The following is a 16,824-nucleotide window of genomic DNA, read 5'->3' on the forward strand; positions in this document are numbered from 1 at the left end:
ATGTTGAATCAGAACCGCGATGATTTGGGAATCCTACGACTCCTATAAAGCTCATCCCGCTCTAGCCTTCGTCGCCCTAGCCGGCGCAGTCGGCACCACGGCCTATGCCGAAAACAATGCCAGCGAAAAGATGCGCGAGGGCACGATGATGCGCCTCAGCACGGCGATAAGCGATACCAACGGCACCATCACCTTCGACCAGTTTTCCGACGCCATGAACGCGCGGCTGAAGAAGCTCGTCGCCGACAATGGCGGCAAGCTGACCGTCGCCGAGCTCGCCGACGCGCTGGAGAAGGCGCGTTTTGAGCAAATGGCCAAACGCATCATCGCCCGCTACGACACCAGGGGCGATGGCACGTTGACATCGGACGACATCACCAGTCGCCAGAAGAAGGTCTTCGCCATGCTCGACAGGAACAATGACGGCAAGATCGAGAAGAGCGAACTGCCGAAAGGCGACCGCTTTGGCCGTCATCGTGAATGGGAAGGCGACGGCAATGGCGGTGATGACGTACAGTAACATCATCAGGTGAGCTCCGGCGGCGGCGCGGGTCGCCGGAGAGCTTTCTCGATCTTCAACTTTCGTGCAGCTACTCTGTCCGCCTTATCTGCTGGAGCACGCGGCTCGCGTGTGCCTTCAAAATCCTATCGCGCAGATAGGCATAGAAGCGCGGCGGCAGCATGCCATAGTCGAAGCGGGATGGCTTGATGCCTGCAATGGGTCTGAGATCTGGGCCCGGCCAAAGGAAATCGTTGGTTTCAGTCACGACGATCCATGACGGCGTGCCATCGAGGCCGAGATAGGCCTTGAGTGGCGCGGGTATCTCTATTGCATCGGCAGGATCGGACGGCGCCGAGTGCGTGATCGGGACCACCGTTACGACCTCACGGCCTCTATTATCCGGCGAGCGGCGACGATCGCGCAGGGCCGGCTTTTACGGCCTTCTTCCGCACCCTTTTCGTGTTCTCTCACCCAGAGGTACGAATAGGAAATCACCAAGCCGGGGATAGGCTTGGGCAGGCTCACGGCGTCCAGTCTTTGAGCATTGCGTCGAGCCCGGCATATTCGTTCGGAACGGTGCTCTCGGCGATGGCGTTAAGCGTCTCGTCGTCGAGTTCTTCCACGGGACGGGCGACCCGCCGTTTGACCAGAACCTCGAACATCGCCGCCGACAGGAGCACCGTGTGAGTCCGGCCATTCTTGGTGATTGCGACCGGCGCATGCTGGGCAGCGTCCTGGAAGCGCCCGACATTCTGTTGGAATTCCGTTGACGTCACCCGCATGACAAATTCTCCTTTCTCTTATCTAAAATAGATAAAATAGATAATTTGTCAAAGCATCTCACCTCGCATCTGCACGGGAGATGAGGATTAAGGTGGGCGAGATATCCTAGGCCGCGACCTTGATCGCCGGCGCGGCCTTCTTGACCGGAATGCGCACCGACACGATCGTGCCGACGCCTTCGGTCGAACGGATCTTCAGCGCGCCACCTTGAAGTTCAGCAAGCGAGCGTGAGATGGCGAGGCCGAGGCCGGACCCGGCATGGCTCTTGGAGAACTGGTTCTGCACCTGTTCGAAGGGACGGCCGAGCTTGCCGAGCGCGTCTTTGGGGATGCCGCAGCCATTATCCTCGATGGTCAATACAAGCGCGCCGGAGGTGTTGCGGGCCCTGACCGATATGTGGCCGCCCTGACCGGTGAATTTCACCGCGTTGGACAAGAGGTTGATGACGATCTGCTTGATCGCGCGGCGATCTGCGAACAGCGTCAGCGCGTCGGCGATGCGTGTTTCCACGGCGATCGCCTTTTGCGCCGCCTGCAGCGAGACGACGCGAACCGTCTCGCTGATCAGCGGACCGAGGTTGATCTGTTCCTGGTCCAGCGAGAATTGGCCAGCCTCGATCTTGGACATGTCGAGAATGTCGTTGATGACGCCCAGCAGATATTTGCCGCTGCTGTTGATGTCGGTGGCATATTCCTCGTAGCGCTCCGACCCCAGCGGACCGAACAGGCCCTGTTCCATCAGTTCGGAGAAGCCGATGATGGCGTTCAGCGGCGTTCGCAGTTCATGTGACATATTGGCGAGGAATTCGGACTTCGCGCGGTTCGCCGCCTCGGCGCGTTCGGTTTCCTTCATGTATTTGCGGTTGAGGTCGACCAGTTCGCGCGATCGCTCCTCTTCGGCCCGGCGGGCGAGGCTCAGATCATGGATCGTCGCCATCAGCCGGCGCTCGCTGTCGACCAGCTTCTCCTGGTGCAGCTTGATCTGGGTGATGTCGGAGCCGACGGAGACGATGCCGCCGTCCCGGGTCTTCAGTTCGTTGACCTGCAGCCAGCGGCCGTCGGCCAGCTGCCGCTCGAAGGTGGCGCCGCCCTGCAGTCCGCTGGTGTTGGCCAGCCGCCGTTCGGAAGCAAAGGCCAGCATCCGGTCTTCCAGCACCGCGCGCGCGGTGCCCGGCATCACGTCGCGGTCCGAAAGCCCGTTGTCCTGCTGGTATTTGGAATTGCACATGATCAGGCGCTGGGCCGAATCCCACAACACGAAGGATTCGTTGATGTTTTCGATCGCCGTTCGGAGGCGAAGGTCGGCCGCCTCGGAACGCAGCGCCAGATGGCGCTGTTCGGTGACGTCGACGGCGATGCCGATCAGCTGGATCTCCGGCGCTTCGGGATCGATGACCTGTGCCCGGGCGCGCATCCACACCCATTGGCCGTCGGCGTGCCGCATACGGAAAACCTGGTCGATATGGTCGATTTCGCGGGCGACGATTCTGTTGGCGAGCTCGAACAGGTCGCCGTCCTCGGGATGGATGATCTCGTCGACCTCGCCGAAGGACAGCATCGTGTCGCAGGGCTTGTAGCCGAGCATGTCGTACATCGAGCGCGACCAGTACATCTTGCCGCGCACCATGTCCCAGTCCCACAGGCCGCAGCGGCCGCGAACCAGCGCCATGTCGATGCGCTGATGCGCTTCGAGATAGATGCGATCGGCCGCCTGCGCGCGTGCCGCCTGGCCGAAATAGGCGTAGAGGATGACGATCAGCACGCCGGCCGTCAGCACGAACAGGGTGACGTTCAGCGAGACAGTCTTGCGCCAGGTGTCGAAAACGGCGTCCTGAGGGACCAGTGCCGCCGCGGCACCCTTTCGCCCGTTCGCCAGGCTGACCGCCGCATACCAGTCCCGTCCGCCGATGTTGACCTCCATGACGCCGGCGCGGTCACCGAACATGAACAATGGCTGGCCGCCCTGGACGAGGCCGTCGAGAGAGTGGCTTTGCCATGGCACCGAGCGCGGTGTCACCGCGACGATCTTGAAAGCGCTGTCGGTGATGACGAGCACATGGCTGCGGCCCATCGCGCCCTGACGGCTGGTGGTCTCCAGCAGGTCCTGGATGGCGCCCGGCACCGTGTCCGAAGTGATGGCGAGCGAACTCGCCAGTTGACCTGCCGCCAGCGTGAGGATCGCCTTGGCGTTGCGTTCGATATCGTCGCGCTCGTTCATCAGCGACAGGATCCGCAGCGCGGCGATGACGATCAGGAAGGTGATGATGAGGGCCGGTATCGATCGGCGCAGCAGCGGCTCGGCGGCCAGAAGCCGCCGGTAGGCCGGTTCGGCGATGAGCCGCGTGTTCCCGGCAAGGCCGTCGCTTCGCGTCTCGCGATGCGCAAAAACCTTCCCCCCGGGCGCGCCCCACGCGTCCGCCTTCGCCATAAATGGCACTCCCCGAAGTTGCCTATGCAGCTTTGATCCGGCAAACGCCGCACATCCGAATCGTCAGTAAAGAATCAAAGGTGATTCGCCTTGTCCAGTGGTCCGGCGAAAAAAGATTAAAAATTGACTAAAATAGTGCCGAAACGGCCCTTTCCGGACGAGAGCGCACGCCTAGGCCAGCGTGCGATCGACAATATCGCTCAGATCCGCCGACAGGTCTCCGGCTTTCGCGATCGAAAGCAGCGCTTCCCTGGCCTTGGCCTGTCGGCCAAGTTCGAGCGAACGCCATGAGCGGAGTGCCGTCGCCAGCCTCGCCGCCAATTGCGGATTGCGCTTTTCGACCTCGAGCACGGTCTGCGAGAAGAACCGGTAGCCCTCGCCATCCGCACGGTGGAAGCCGGTCTGGTTGGCGCTGGAAAAGGTGCCGATCAACGAGCGCACCCGGTTCGGATTGTGCATCGAGAAAGCGGGATGAGCGGTCAGCGCGCGCACCGTGTCGACGGCCTGCGGACCGGGCACGCTGGCCTGGATCTGGAACCATTTGTCCATGACCAGCGGGTCGGAGCCATAAGTCGTCTCGAAAGCCGCCAGCGCCTGGATCGCCTGGGGCGAACCGTGGTGGCGATGCGCAAGCACGGCAAGGGCCGCCGCGCGGTCGGTCATGTTGGTCGCCGACTGGAAATGTCCGGCGGCAAGTGCTGCTCCCCCCGGCTGCAGCGAGAGGTAGTCCAGCAGGGTGTTGCGCAAGGCCCGTCGTCCGGCGCTCGCCGCATCCGGGCTGAACGCCGCCTTGTCGGCAAGTCTGTCGTAGAGACCGGCAAAATTGTCAGAGTTGGCCGTTCCGATCGCCAGTGCAAGCGCCTCGCGGGCAGCGTAGATGGCGTCGGGGTCAATGTTGCTGCCGATATCGCGCGCAATGTCGGCTTCGCCAGGCAGCGCCAGCGCCAGCGCCCGGTAGGCCGGCTCCAGCGTCTCGTCGGCGGCGATGCCGCCGGCGAGTTCGGTCAGCCGCGACGCGAAAACCGGCTGCCTGCCGCCGAGGATCTCGCGGAAGGCGGCAATCAGCGCGTCGGTCAGCAGCGTGTTGAAGGCCTGCCAGCGCGAGAAGGCGTCGCTGTCATGGCGGGCGAGGAAGAACTGGTCGTCAGCCTTCTGCTCGACGGACAGCGTCACCGGCGCCGAAAAACCGCGGTTGAGCGACACCGCCGGGCGTTCGGCAACACCTGAGAACCGCACCATGTGGCGGCGCTTGCGGACATGGATGACGCCGTCCTCGACGCTGGCGCCCTCGACGCCGCTATAGTCGACCGGCTGGCCACTAGCGCCGATCAGGCCGAAGGCCAGCGGGATGTGCATCAGCCGCTTGCGGCTTTCAGAGGGTGTCGGCGGCACCGACTGCTCGATTTCGAGCATGAACTCCTGCGACGCCGGATTGTGCGTCGAACTGATGGTCAAATTGGGCGTGCCCGCCTGGTGATACCAGAGCGCGAACTGCGACAGGTCGCGGCCGGACGAATCCTCGAACACCTTGATGAAATCCTCGATCGTCGCCGCGTCGCCGTCGTGCCGCTCGAAATAGAGGTCCATGCCGGCACGAAAGGTATCAGGCCCGAGAATGGTGCGGATCATGCGCACCACTTCGGAACCCTTTTCGTAGACCGTCGCCGTGTAGAAATTGTTGATCTCGCGGTAGCGGCGTGGCCGCACCGGATGCGCCAGCGGGCCCTGGTCCTCGGGAAACTGGTGGGCGCGCAGCGTGCGCACTTCGTCGATCCGCTTGACCGCGCGCGAGCGCTGATCGGCGGAGAATTCGTGGTCGCGGAAAACCGTCAGCCCTTCCTTCAGGCAGAGCTGGAACCAGTCGCGGCAAGTGATTCTGTTGCCTGTCCAATTGTGAAAATACTCATGCGCGATGATCGCCTCGATATTGGCGAAATCGGCATCCGTCGCTGTCTCCTGATCGGCCAGCACATATTTGTCGTTGAAGATGTTGAGGCCCTTGTTCTCCATCGCCCCCATGTTGAAGTCGGACACGGCGACAATATTGAAGACGTCGAGGTCGTATTCGCGGCCGAACGCCTCTTCATCCCATTTCATCGACCGCTTCAGGGCGTCCATCGCGTAGCCGGCCAGCTTCTCCTTGCCGGGCTCGACATAGATGCCGAGCTCGACCATGCGGCCGGATAGGGTGACGAAACTGTCGGCGACTTTGCCGAGATTGCCGGCCACCAGCGCGAACAGATAGGACGGCTTGGGGAAGGGGTCGTGCCATCTAGCAAAGTGCCAGCCATCGCCGACGTCACCCTTGTCGACCAGGTTGCCGTTGGACAAAAGCAGCGGCGCCTCGTCGCGCAGGGCTTCGATGCGCACTGTGTAGACAGACAGGATGTCGGGGCGATCGAGGAAATAGGTGATGCGGCGAAAGCCCTCGGCCTCGCATTGCGTACAGTAGACATTGCTCGAGCGGTAAAGGCCCATCAGCGCTTCGTTGCCCACCGGCGCCAATTCGGTCTCTATGAGCAGCTGGAAGCGCCGCGCGGCCGGCGGCTCGAGGATGGTCAGCTGGTCCGGCGTAACCAGAATATCGGCCGGTTTCGCATTCTTGCCGCCGATCTCGACGCGCTTGAGCGTCAGCCCGTCGCCGTCGAGCACCAGTGGAGCCGACGCGGATACACCGTCACGGCGCTCGACCGTGAGCACGGCCGTGACGCGCGTTGCGTCTGGCGAAAGGCGGAAGGTGAGGTCGGTTTGCGGAATGAGGTAATCATTGGGGCGGTAGTCTTCGAGCTTGAAGACCTGGCCGGTGTCCGTGCGCATTCCGTGGGTTTTCCTGTCGATTGCGTTGGCGGCGGAGTGTTTCCGCTGGTCCAAGAAATTTGAAGTCCGCGCTCTTTACACGAAACGGCCCCTCGACAAAACTGAGACAATGCCTATTTCAGGCGTTCCTCTTCCAGCCATCATCACGAGGCATCCATGACCGTCGCCACGCCGAAATTCGGGATGGGCGCATCTGTGCTGCGGCGCGAGGATGCTGCCTTCATCCAGGGCCAGGGCCGCTATACCGACGACATCCAGCCGGCTGGCGTCCTGCATGGCTATGTCCTGCGCTCGCCGGTCGCCAAGGCCAGCTTCACAATTGGTTCGATTGACGCGGCGAAGGCCTCACCCGGCGTCCATCTGGTGCTGACCGGCAAGGATCTTGCCCATCTCGGCGATCTCAAGTCCGGCGTCATGCAGGAACAGCCGGACGGCACCAAGGCGCCGACCCGCGACATTCCGATCCTGTGCCGTGACCGCGTCAACTATGTCGGAGACGCCGTTGCCTTCGTCGTCGCCGACAGCCGCGCTTTGGCGCAGGATGCCGCCGAACTGATCGACGTCGACTATGACGGCGAAGATGCGGCGTCCGGAACGGCGACGGCGCTCGCCGAAGGCACGCCGCTGGTCTGGCCGGAACTCGGCTCGAATCGGGCCTTCAGCTACCATACGGGCGACAAGAAAAAGGCGGACGCGGCTTTCGCCAAGGCCGCCCATGTCACCCGCATCGAATTCGTCAACAACCGGCTGGTCTGCAACTACATGGAGCCGCGCTCGGCGATCGGCGAGTGGAAGGTACAGGAGAACCGCTTCGTGCTGACCACGGGGTCGCAGGGTGTGCATTCGATGCAGTACATCCTGGCCAGCCTGTTCAAGATCAAGAAGGACCAGCTGCGTGTTATCACGCCGGATGTCGGCGGCGGTTTCGGGCCGAAGAGCTTCGTCTACCGCGAATACCCGCTGGTGCTCGAGGCGGCGAAGCGGCTTGGCCGTCCGGTGAAATGGGCGGGCGACCGCACCGAACACTTCCTGACCGACGCGCAAGGCCGCGACAATGTCGTGAAGGCCGAGATGGCGCTGGACAAGGATGGCCGCTTCCTTGGCATGAAGGTGGACCTACTCGCCAATATGGGCGCCTATGTCTCGCAATACGGTCCCTACATTCCCTATATCGGCGTCAGCATGTCGACCGGCGTCTACGACATCCAGGCGCTCGACGTGTCGGTCACCGGCCTCTACACCAACACCTGCCCGGTCGATGCCTATCGCGGCGCCGGTCGCCCGGAAGCGGCGTTCCTGCTGGAAAAGCTCGTCGACGCCTGCGCCCACGATCTGGGTCTGCCGGTCGAAGAAATCCGGCGCCGCAATTTCATCCGGCCCGAGCAATTTCCCTACCGCACGCAGACCGGCCGCCTCTACGACACTGGCGAGTTCGAAGGCCACATGACCCGCGCCATCGAACAGGCGGAATGGAAGGCGTTTCCGCAAAGGCTCGAACAGTCGAAAGCAGGTGGAAAGATCCGCGGCCTCGGCATGGCGACCTATATCGAAGCCTGCGCCTTTCCGGGTTCGGAACCGGCGTTTGTCGAACTCAACGGCGACGGAACGGTGACCCTGAAGATCGGCACCCAGACCAACGGCCAGGGGCATGCCACCGCCTACGCGCAGTTCCTGTCGGAAAAGCTCGATCTCGACATCGACAAGATCCATGTCCGCCAGGGCGACACCGACGAATTGAAGGCCGGCGGCGGCACCGGCGGCTCGCGCTCCATTCCGCTCGGCGGCGTCTCGGCGTCGCGCGCCGGTGAGGACCTGGCCAACAAGATCAAGCGCATCGCCGCTGACGAGCTGGAAGCTTCGCCCGGTGACATCGAACTGTCGAACGGTGTTGCCCGCATCGTGGGCACCGACCGCACGATCGATTTTTCGAGTATCGCCAAGGCCGCCAGGACGCCGGATGATCTCAAAGGGTTCGGCGAGTTCGTGCAGGACGAGTGCACCTATCCCAACGGCACCCATATCTGCGAGGTCGAGATCGACCCGGATACCGGCACCACCGACATCGTCCGCTACACCATCGTCGACGATTTCGGCGTCACCGTGAATCCGATCCTGCTCGCCGGTCAGGTGCATGGCGGCGTGGTGCAAGGCATTGGCCAGGCGCTGACCGAGGACACCATCTACGGCGAGGATGGACAGCTCTTGACGGCGAGCTTCATGGATTACGCCATGCCGCGCGCCGACAATTTCCCGTTCTTCCATTTCGAGACCCGCAACGTGCCTTCGACGACCAATGCGCTGGGCATCAAGGGGGCAGGCGAAGCCGGCACCATCGGCTCGACGCCGGCGGCACTCAACGCGGTGACCGACGCGCTCTGGCGTGCCTACGGCGTCAAGCACATCGACATGCCGGCGACGCCGGCGCGCATCTGGGCAACGATCCGGGGAGCGGCTAGACCATGATCCCGAAAAGTGGGAACCGGTTTTCGGAAAAGACTATGGTCAGGCAAGAAAACAGAGATCCATTCCGATCATATCGGGATGGATCAGACTCGTGACAGCAAAACCAGGTCAGGCCGCAGCAGCCAGCGACCATCCCGTCGGGCACAGCACGCTCACCGGCATCACGCTCAAGATCGTTTCGGTGGCGGTCTTCGTCGGCATGTCGACCTGCATAAAGGCGGCGGGCACCGTGCCGGCGGGCCAGATCGTCTTCTTCCGCTCCTTCTTCGCCATCTTTCCGATTATTGCCTTTCTCGCCTTCAAGGGAAAACTCGGCACTGCGTTTTCGACCAAGCGCCCGCTCAATCACATTGCGCGCGGTGTCGTCGGCGTCTGCGCCATGGGGCTTGGCTTTTTCGCGCTGACCCGGCTGCCGCTGCCGGAGGCGATCACGCTGAACTACGCGCAGCCGCTGCTGGTGGTGGTGTTCAGCTCGATCTTCCTTGGCGAAGCCATCCGCGTCTATCGCTGGAGCGCGGTCGCCGTCGGCCTCGTCGGCGTGCTGATCATCTCCTGGCCGGAACTGACGCTGCTGAGCTCCGACGAGGCGCTTGACGACCAGGAGGTGCTCGGCGTCATCGCCGCCCTTGTCGCGGCGGCGATCTCGGCGGTCGCCATGCTGCTGGTGCGCAATCTCGTTCAAAGCGAGCGCACCGCGACCATCGTGCTGTGGTTTTCGGTGACGGCGAGCGTCATGGCACTGCTGTCGCTGCCGTTCGGCTGGCAGGCGCTGACGCCGCTCCAGGCGGCGCTTCTGGTTGCCGCCGGCTTCTGCGGCGGCCTCGGCCAGATCCTGATGACTTCGGCCTATCGCCATGCCGAAGCCTCGGTCGTGGCGCCCTTCGAATACACCTCGATGATCCTTGGCGTCGTCGTCGGTTATCTCGTCTTTGGCGACGTTGCCACGCTCAACATGCTTGTCGGTGGCCTGATCGTCGTTGCCGCTGGGATCTTCATCATCTGGCGCGAGCGCCAGCTCGGCCTGGAGCGCACCCGCACGAGAAAGGCGGCGCCGCCGCAGGGGTAATATTCTCCGGGTCGAGTTCCGTCACGCCCCCCTCTGTCCTGCCGGACGTCTCCCCCTCAAGGAGGGAGATTGGCGGCTTCGGTAACGGCGCCTTCTCTCCGACATTGAAAATTGGCGAAAGCCGTCGTGATATTCGATCTCCCTCCTTGAGGGGGAGATGGCCGGCAGGCCAGAGGGGGGTGCCTCGCGCCGGCGTTCGAAGCAGAGCTTCTGACTACAGCGTCTTCGCAGCCCGCTCCTTTGCCAGCCGCACCAGCACGGTCCTCGTCTGCTCATCGGCCGGGAAGAACGATTCGATCGCCAGTTCCGACAGCGTCACGTCGAGCGGCGTCCCGAACACTGTGATGGTGCTGATGAACGACAGCACCTGATCGCCATGCGCCAGCCTGAGCGGGTGCACGATGGCATTCGGCTCGACCGGCGCCGGCCGGCTGCCGTTCAAGCCGGACGGATAAGTCCGCAGTTCGCGCTCCAGGTCGATCAGCACCGGGTCGCCGCTGGCGTCGTTCTGGTGTTTGAGGCGCTCGAGCAGGTGCGTGCGCCATTCCTGGAGATTGACGATGCGCGGTGCGATGCCGCCCGGATGCAGGCTGAGCCGAAGCACGTTGACCGGCGGCGTCAGCAGCGAAGCCTCGCTGACATCGGCAAGAAAGGGAGCGATAGCGCCATTCGCCGAAACCAGGTTCCAGTGCCGGTCGACAGCGAGCGCCGGGAATGGCTCGTGTCCCTTGAGCACGATCTCGACCGCTGCCATCGCCGGCGCCAGCGTCGTGTCGGTCAGCGAACGCTCGCCGAAGCTCGGTGCAAAGCCTGCGGCAAGCAGCAACTGGTTACGCTGCCGGAGCGGGATCGACAGTTGCTCGGCCAGATGCAGCACCATGTCGCGCGACGGCGCGGCGCGCCCGCTTTCGACGAAGCTCAGATGCCGCTGTGAGATTTCGGCTTCCATGGCAAGGTCGAGCTGGCTCATGCGGCGGCGGGTGCGCCATTCGCGAATGAGGCCGCCGGCGGAATTTTCGAACGTCGTCATGAGCGAATGACTAGGCCGGCGAGAGGCACATTTCAATTACCTGCGAGGTCATCGCTAGTGGTGAAAACCTGACTCTTGGTACCCGCAATTAACGGCGGCTTCGGGGCCGGTTGCGGACTGGCAGCTTCAGGCTGCGAATCTTCAAGAGCGGACATTATGCTCGGCGCTGGCATCGTCATGACCTGACCCAATCACGATGTTCACTTCGGCCAGTGGAATGTCTGGATTTGGCGCGCGATTCCGACCTCAGCGAACGAAGTTATGGCACGCCATTCAAGTGAAGGATCGCTTCGCCAATTGCACTGTAATAACATCCGAGACACTCGCGCTTGCCGAAGGGGCTGTCGGCTCGGACAGGATTAGCGTAAGCTAATGTCCATAAGGGGTGCACACATGCACCGTGTCATCGCCATAGCGATCGTAGTTCTGGCGGCCGTGTTCAGTTCCGCGCGGGCTGAGCTGCTGATCGGGGTCTCGGCTGCGATGACAGGGCGGCTTGCCTGGATCGGCGAGCAGGGACAGCGCGGCGCGGAGATGGCGGTGGCCGACGTCAACGCGGCGGGCGGCGTGCTCGGCCAGAAGGTGAGGCTCATCTCGGTCGACGATTTCTGCGATCCCGACCAAGCGGTCGCGGCCGCCCAGAAGCTGGTGGCTGACGGGGTGGTGCTCGTCGTCGGGCATTATTGCTCCGGGGCCTCGATCCCCGCATCAAAAGTGTACGAGGAGGCGGGCGTCGTCGAAATATCCCCAGGCTCGACCAATCCGCAGCTGACCGAACAGGGCCGTGGCAATGTCTTCCGCACCATTGGCCGCGACGACGCGCAAGGTTTAATCGCCGGCAACTACCTTGCCGATCGCTGGGGCGACAAGAAGATTGCAATCCTTCACGACAATTCGACCTATGGGAAGGGTCTGGCAGACGAGACTAGGAAGCAGCTGAACAAACGGGGCGTGACTGAAGCTGTTTACGACGCATACACGCCCGGGAAGGACGACTATTCAGCCGAGGTCGCTGCGTTGCAGACCGCCGGCGTCTCAGCCTTGTATGTGGGTGGGTATCATGCCGAGGTTGCGCTGATCGCTCGCGCTGCGCACGACCGTGGCTACACGGTTCAGCTCATATCCGGAGATGCCTTGGCTACCGAGGAATTTGCCCTGATCGCAGGCTCAGCGGCCGAGGGAACCCTGTTCACCTTCCCGGCGGACCCGCGGCGAAATGCCGGCGCGGCCGCGATCGTGGAGCAGTTCCGTGCGGAGAACTTCGAGCCCGCGGGCTACACGCTGTTGAGCTACTGCGCGGTCCAGGTCTGGGCCCAGGCGGTCGCGAAGGCAGGTTCGCTGGAGCCGAAGGCGGTCATCGCGACACTGCACGAACAGGAATTCGACACCGTCATCGGCCGGGTCGATTTCGACGACAAGGGCGACCTCACGAAGCAGAGCTGGGTTTGGTACGTCTGGCGCGGCGGAGAGTACGTGCCGGTTGAATAGGGTTGGCTGATCGCCGGCGTACCGGCTGAGACGTCTAGTCTGATGCAGACCAGTGTGGCCGAACTGTTCCGTCTCGCCGAGATGCTTGAACGCCTCGGCATACGCGGCCGGCTGTTGCTCGCTTTTTTCGGGATCAGCGCCCTTGCGGTGCTGGCAACCGCTGCGGCGCTTTATGCCTTCCTCCAGGTTGGCGACGTCGTCGACCGAATTACAACGGATCGAGTGCCGTCGGCGCTCGCCTCCCTCCAGCTGTCGCGCCAGGCCGAACGGGTCGCTGCTGCCGCGCCATCGGTGCTGGCAGCGACAAGCAGGGCCCAGCACAGCGAGGTCTCGGCTGCCGTCGCGCTCGAGATGTCCCGCCTCGAGGCCCTGCGCACGGACCTCCGGGATGCCAAGTTGGGCACAGTGCCTTTGGCCGAGATCGAGGAAGCCGCGATCGTTCTGAGGCGCAACCTGAAGGAGCTCGACTCTCTTGTTGTCGCCCGGCTCGACTTGGTCGCCCGCAAGGAGGAGCTCCTGAACCGCCTCGCCGCGACGACGACCGGAAGCCAGCGCCTTGTCGCCACCGGCATCCTAGTGATGGATTCCAGGCTCCCGCAATGGCGGGCGGTCGCGGCCGACACGTCGCTGTCGCCCGATCGACGCGCAGCGGCGATGGCCGACCTGGTCCAGGCGATTGCGGCCTACATCCCCCAGCAGAAGGCGCAGCTGGAGATCTCGGCGGTCAACGACGCGCTGGTGAAGGTCGCGAACGCGCCGACGCCGGGCGACCTGGCGTTGATCCTCTTTCCGCTACGCCGTTCGCTCGCTGCTCTTGAAAAGGTTTCCACGGAGATCGACGAAAAGCTGCGGACCCGCTTCCGGCAGCGTGTCGACGAATTCAAGGGTTTGACCGACGGCGAGGACAGCATCCCGAAGGCACGGGAGGAGGAGCTTGCGGTCCTCTCGCAGGGCGAAAGGCTTCTGGCCGAAAACAATCGGCTGTCGCGCAGTCTCACCGCTGCCGTCGACCGTCTTGTCGCAGCAGCGGACCGCGAGATCGCTGCCGCCGGTCGCGAAGCCGCGCTCGTCCAGCGCTACGGCACCGGAGTTGTCCTCGGCTCCGCCTTTCTCAGCCTGTTGAGCTCGGTTTTGGTCGTCTGGCTCTATGTCGACCGCAGCCTTCTCGCCCGTCTGGGAGCGGTGAGCCAGGGCATGCTCGCGATTGCGGGGGGCAACCTTCGTGCGCCGGTGCCAGCCGCGGGCAGCGACGAAATCGGGCGCATGGCCGAAGCACTGAGACTCTTCCGGGATACTGCTGTCGAGGTCGAGGAAAAGAACCTACGCGACGTGGCGGAAGCTCGCCAGCGGCTCATAGATGCCATCGAAAGCATCTCCGAAGGATTCGCTCTGTACGACGGGGAGGACCGGCTCGTCCTCAGCAACAGCCGCTACCGCGAGCTGCTATACGCCGGTCTGGAGGCCGAGCTAACCCCTGGCATGGCATTCGAGGAGATCATTCGCCGATCCGCCGAGCGCGGCTACATCAGGGATGCCGAGGGGCGGGTCGACGAGTGGGTTGCCGAGCGCCTGTGGCGGCACCGCAACCCTGGCGAGCCATGGGTGCAGCGGCGGGCCGACGGACGATGGATCATGATAAGCGAGCGGCGGATCAGCGCCGGCGGCACGGTAGCTGTCTATTCGGATATCACCGAGCTGAAGCAAAGGGAGGAGAACCTCGCCGAGAAGTCCACTGCCCTAGAGGCGCTGTCCAGCAAGCTGGCCAAATATCTGGCGCCCCAAGTGTACAGCTCGATATTCACCGGCCGCCAAGACGTTAGAATCGCCAGTCAGCGCAAGAAGCTGACCATATGCTTCTCCGACATCGCCGGCTTTACTGAGACCACCGACAAGATGGAGTCCGAGGATCTCACCCAGCTCCTCAATCACTACCTGACGGAAATGTCGAAAATCGCGTCGGATCATGGTGCCACGATCGACAAGTACGTCGGCGACGCTATCCTGATGTTTTTCGGCGACCCTGAGACGCGCGGCGTCAAGGAGGACGCGCTGGCTTGCGTACAGATGGCGCTTGCCATGCAAAAGCGGATCAGCGAGCTTGCCGAAGTCTGGCGGGACATGGGGATCGAAACACCGCTGCGCTGCCGCATCGGCATCCATACCGACTACTGCACCGTCGGTAACTTCGGCAGCGAGGACCGGATGGACTACACGATAATCGGCGGCGCCGTGAATCTCGCCTCGCGCCTGGAACAGGAGGCGGCACCGGGCGCCATCCTCATTTCCTACGAAACGTTTGCGCAAGTGAAGGACACGATCGATTGTGAGGAGATGGGGCACGTCCAGGTCAAGGGGATCGCCTATCCCGTCGCCACCTACCGCGTCATCGATCTGAAGGCCAATCTAGCGGGCGCTTGTCGCGCCGTTCGAACCGAGCTGCCGCACTTCAGGCTGGAACTTGAACCGGATCTGATGTCCGCCGACGAGCGTGGCGGTGCCGCCACTGCGCTTCGAGATGCGCTGGATCGGCTCTCCCACAAGCCCGGGCAGTAGGGCTTGGTTCACAACGACCCTGGCCGATCGCAGACGGAGGAGGAAAAGAGCAAATGTCCGTGGACGCGGGACCGAGAAAAGTGGACGCCGAATATGCGATTGAGTACCTCCAGGAAAATCCGGAAGCGGGGCTTTGCTGCGAGGATCGGCGCAGCTGGATTACGCCGAACGCAAACGAGACCGATCAGCGGATCCTGCTTCTTGATGTGGTTGAGGCTGACCGGCTCAAAGATGATCCTCGCCTTCGACTCGTGTCCGGAATCGCTCATGCGGGCCGGTCGCTCTGGGTCGTTCGGAGAATGACATAATTACGTGCAGCCCTCGCCCTACCTGGCGTCTGCGGTTACGATTGAGGGATATCGCCCTGCAAGCACCACAGGACCCGAGACCAATGTCGCGCGGCAAGGCGGTCGGTTATGCGATTGGCTTGCTTCCCTGCTCGGCTTGCTATTCCTCCCGGCCGGCTCGATCGGCTGGCGACCCGGGTGGCTATTCGTGGCGGTCGTCATCCTAGCCTTCGGCATCTCGGCGCTCGTGCTGGCGCGCGTCAATCGGATAAGCTCGGCATCTGATCGAGGAGATATCTGTTGGCCGACGATGATATCACCCCGCTCGACGTGCCCCCTGCCTCCCAGCGTGTCCGCTTACGGGCAGTGCGAATGTTTACCTCAACGTCTGAGATGAGGGCGCAAAGCAGTCATACGCGCCTTCGCCTGTGACAGTCTGCTACGGGGTCAGATCACGCCATACAGTGCTCGCGACTGAACGACCTTGAAGGGTCGAAAGCGGCAGGCACCAAGTGTCCGGTTTTCACCGCTAGGCGAGCGCCCGCAGCTTCGCCTTCACTTCGAGGAAATCCCGCCATGCCAGCTTCTTGTGCGCTGGGGTCCGCAGGAGATAGGCCGGATGCAGCGTTGGCATGGCCGGGATGGCGATGCCGGAAGCCGTCGTGTGGACGCGCCAGTTGCCGCGCAGCCGCAAGATGCCTTCCGAAGTGTTGAGCAAGGTCTTGGCAGACGGGCCGCCGAGGTTGATCAGCACCTTCGGATTGACCAGCTCGATCTGCCGCTCGATGAACGGCCGACAGATCTCGGTCTCGTGCGGCGTCGGCGTGCGATTGCCCGGCGGCCGCCACGGAATGACGTTGGCGATATAGACGGAAGTGCGGTCGAGCCCGATCGCCGCCAGCATGCGGTCGAGCAGCCGGCCCGAGCGGCCGACGAAGGGCAGGCCCTCGATGTCCTCGTCGCGGCCGGGCGCTTCGCCCACCAGCATGACGGCGGCCTGCGGGTTGCCGTCGGCGAACACCAGGTTCTTGGCGGTGGCCTTGAGATTGCAGCCGTCGAAGGCCGCCATGTGCTGGCGAAGGTCGTCCAGGGTCGTTGCCGTCGTTGCCAGGTGGCGCGCCAGCGCCGCCTGCGCCTCGTCGGGAACCGCAGCGGTTATCGACGGTGCACGCGCCACGGGCGGTGGATTTGCCCTGTCGGCCGGCTCGGGGCGCGACGCGCTCGTCGAACCAGGTGGCGCAACGGCGTTGGCTGACGACGCCACCGCCCGCTCCGCCGGTTTTGGCGCCCCGGCGAACCGGTTCACCGGCTGGTCTTCAAGCGCCTCGTCTACACCGGCGCTAGCATAAAAGGCCAGCAAGTCGGCAAGGTCCTGTCTGTTGATTGGGGAAGCGGCAGTCATGGCGGC

The 16,824-nt window shown here is 63.2% G+C and carries 12 protein-coding genes; 6 read left to right on the forward strand and 6 right to left on the reverse strand.

Annotated elements, in window-relative coordinates:
* The first annotated feature begins 19 nt into the window (after positions 1-19).
* Positions 20-520, forward strand: a complete 501-nt coding sequence (locus AC07FD_RS06220) for an EF-hand domain-containing protein (RefSeq protein WP_478349128.1) — start codon at positions 20-22, stop codon at positions 518-520.
* 70 nt (positions 521-590) lie between these two features.
* On the opposite strand, the gene AC07FD_RS06225 is transcribed toward AC07FD_RS06220, so the two are convergent.
* The 4 genes from AC07FD_RS06225 to pepN all read right to left on the reverse strand — a co-directional run bounded on the left by AC07FD_RS06225 (position 591) and on the right by pepN (position 6,529).
* Positions 591-875 (reverse strand): hypothetical protein, encoded by a 285-nt coding sequence (locus AC07FD_RS06225; RefSeq protein ID WP_478349129.1) that lies wholly within the window; start codon positions 873-875, stop codon positions 591-593.
* 148 nt (positions 876-1,023) lie between these two features.
* Positions 1,024-1,284, reverse strand: coding sequence for a type II toxin-antitoxin system prevent-host-death family antitoxin (locus tag AC07FD_RS06230; RefSeq protein WP_478349130.1), 261 nt, complete (start codon positions 1,282-1,284; stop codon positions 1,024-1,026).
* A 106-nt stretch (positions 1,285-1,390) separates the two neighbouring features.
* Positions 1,391-3,712, reverse strand: a complete 2,322-nt coding sequence (locus tag AC07FD_RS06235; protein WP_478349131.1) for a PAS domain-containing sensor histidine kinase — start codon at positions 3,710-3,712, stop codon at positions 1,391-1,393.
* Between the two features lie 171 nt (positions 3,713-3,883).
* Positions 3,884-6,529, reverse strand: a complete 2,646-nt coding sequence (pepN, locus tag AC07FD_RS06240; protein WP_478349132.1) for an aminopeptidase N — start codon at positions 6,527-6,529, stop codon at positions 3,884-3,886.
* Positions 6,530-6,685: 156 nt separating this feature from the next.
* Between pepN and AC07FD_RS06245 the strand changes: the two genes are divergently transcribed.
* The gene (locus AC07FD_RS06245; protein ID WP_478349133.1) at positions 6,686-8,992 is read left to right on the forward strand and encodes a xanthine dehydrogenase family protein molybdopterin-binding subunit; all 2,307 of its coding nucleotides are present in this window, start codon (positions 6,686-6,688) and stop codon (positions 8,990-8,992) included.
* Between the two features lie 91 nt (positions 8,993-9,083).
* A complete protein-coding gene (locus tag AC07FD_RS06250) occupies positions 9,084-10,058 on the forward strand; it encodes a DMT family transporter (protein ID WP_478349134.1) in 975 nt (324 codons plus the stop codon).
* Positions 10,059-10,272: 214 nt separating this feature from the next.
* Here the strand turns inward: AC07FD_RS06250 and AC07FD_RS06255 are convergent, their stop codons facing one another.
* Positions 10,273-11,088, reverse strand: coding sequence for a helix-turn-helix domain-containing protein (locus AC07FD_RS06255; protein WP_478349135.1), 816 nt, complete (start codon positions 11,086-11,088; stop codon positions 10,273-10,275).
* Positions 11,089-11,481: 393 nt separating this feature from the next.
* Between AC07FD_RS06255 and AC07FD_RS06260 the strand changes: the two genes are divergently transcribed.
* From AC07FD_RS06260 to AC07FD_RS06270, 3 genes are all read left to right on the forward strand, one after another.
* Positions 11,482-12,576, forward strand: coding sequence for a branched-chain amino acid ABC transporter substrate-binding protein (locus AC07FD_RS06260; RefSeq protein WP_478349136.1), 1,095 nt, complete (start codon positions 11,482-11,484; stop codon positions 12,574-12,576).
* Positions 12,577-12,657: 81 nt separating this feature from the next.
* A complete protein-coding gene (locus AC07FD_RS06265; protein ID WP_478349316.1) occupies positions 12,658-15,129 on the forward strand; it encodes an adenylate/guanylate cyclase domain-containing protein in 2,472 nt (823 codons plus the stop codon).
* A 53-nt stretch (positions 15,130-15,182) separates the two neighbouring features.
* Positions 15,183-15,437, forward strand: a complete 255-nt coding sequence (locus tag AC07FD_RS06270; protein ID WP_478349137.1) for a hypothetical protein — start codon at positions 15,183-15,185, stop codon at positions 15,435-15,437.
* 508 nt (positions 15,438-15,945) lie between these two features.
* On the opposite strand, the gene AC07FD_RS06275 is transcribed toward AC07FD_RS06270, so the two are convergent.
* Positions 15,946-16,818 carry a uracil-DNA glycosylase gene (locus AC07FD_RS06275; RefSeq protein ID WP_478349138.1) on the reverse strand — a complete coding sequence of 291 codons (873 nt, stop codon included), beginning with the start codon at positions 16,816-16,818 and terminating at the stop codon, positions 15,946-15,948.
* Positions 16,819-16,824: the final 6 nt, after the last annotated feature.

The organism is Mesorhizobium waitakense, assembly GCF_056431085.1.